1 pseudogene is annotated in these 672 nt (G+C 71.4%); it reads left to right on the top strand.

Annotated features, from left to right (window positions below):
- Positions 1–672 (top strand): annotated as a pseudogene (locus FGD71_RS34885) (3D-(3,5/4)-trihydroxycyclohexane-1,2-dione acylhydrolase (decyclizing)); the annotation flags it as partial.

Genomic DNA, 672 nt, shown 5'->3' with positions numbered 1-672 from the left:
GACGTCACCGTCAACGACGCCTTCCGCGCGGTCTCGAAGTACTTCGACCGCATCTGCCGGCCCGAGCAGCTGATCCCGGCCGCACTGGCAGCCATGCGGGTGCTCACCGACCCGGTGGAGACCGGCGCCGTCACCCTCGCCCTGCCCCAGGACGTCCAGGCCGAAGCCTACGACTGGCCCCTCTCCTTCTTCCGCCGCCGCATCTGGCACGTGGGCCGCCCAGTGCCGGAACCCGCAGCGGTTGAACGGGCCGCACGCCTGCTGCGCGGGGCACGCAAGCCGCTGATCGTGGCAGGCGGGGGCGCGGTCTACTCCGGCGCCGAGACCCAGCTGCGGGCCTTCGCCGAAGCCACCGGCATCCCGGTCGCCGACACCCACGCCGGCAAAGGCGCCGTCCCCTGGGACCACCCCTGCGCCGTCGGCGGCATCGGCTCCACCGGCTCCCACGCGGCGAATGAGCTGGCCAAAGAGGCCGATGTGGTTCTCGGTATCGGCACGCGGTACTCCGACTTCACCACCGCCAGCCACACCGTCTTCGCCCACCCCGACGTCACCTTCGTCAACCTCAACGTCGCCCGCCTCGATGCCGTCAAGCACTCCGCCGAACCACTCATCGCCGACGCCCGGCTCGGCATCCAGGCCCTCGCCGGAGCACTGACGGACTGGGAAGTC

Origin of the sequence: Streptomyces sporangiiformans (assembly GCF_005768555.2) — a bacterium.
GTDB classification, from domain to species: Bacteria; Actinomycetota; Actinomycetes; order Streptomycetales; family Streptomycetaceae; genus Streptomyces; species Streptomyces sporangiiformans.
This window is presented reverse-complemented; position numbering and strand designations above follow the sequence as displayed.